This window comes from Streptococcus infantis (genome assembly GCF_047464615.1).
Taxonomy (GTDB): domain Bacteria; phylum Bacillota; class Bacilli; order Lactobacillales; family Streptococcaceae; genus Streptococcus; species Streptococcus infantis_Y.
In genome coordinates this window covers 1-674 of record NZ_JASHBO010000044.1, presented here as the reverse complement: position 1 = coordinate 674, position 674 = coordinate 1, and the positions used below count along the sequence as shown (strand labels likewise).

Genomic DNA, 674 nt, shown 5'->3' with positions numbered 1-674 from the left:
AGTGCGAGCCAATCAGCAAGCACGTCAGCAAGCCAAAGTGCTTCAACAAGCGCAAGCCAATCAGCAAGTACATCGGCATCTGAATCAGCTTCAACAAGCGCAAGTCAATCAGCAAGCACAAGTGCATCTGAATCAGCGTCAACCAGTGCGAGCCAATCAGCAAGCACAAGTGCATCTGAATCAGCGTCAACCAGTGCGAGCCAATCAGCAAGCACAAGTGCATCTGAATCAGCGTCAACAAGTGCAAGCCAATCAGCAAGCACCTCAGCGTCTGAGTCAGCATCGACAAGTGCGAGCCAATCAGCAAGCACGTCAGCAAGCCAGTCAGCATCGACAAGCGCAAGTCAATCCGCAAGCACAAGTGCATCTGAATCAGCGTCAACCAGTGCGAGCCAATCAGCAAGCACGTCAGCAAGCCAAAGTGCTTCAACAAGCGCAAGTCAATCAGCAAGCACAAGTGCATCTGAATCAGCGTCAACAAGTGCAAGCCAATCAGCAAGCACGTCAGCAAGCCAAAGTGCTTCAACAAGCGCAAGTCAATCAGCAAGCACAAGTGCATCTGAATCAGCGTCAACAAGTGCAAGCCAATCAGCAAGCACCTCAGCGTCTGAGTCAGCATCGACAAGTGCGAGCCAATCAGCAAGCACGTCAGCAAGCCAGTCAGCATCGACAAG

General features: G+C 51.6%; 1 pseudogene. It reads left to right on the top strand.

The annotated features are described in order from the left end of the window. Positions 1-674 (top strand): annotated as a pseudogene (locus QM450_RS10585) (hypothetical protein); the annotation flags it as partial.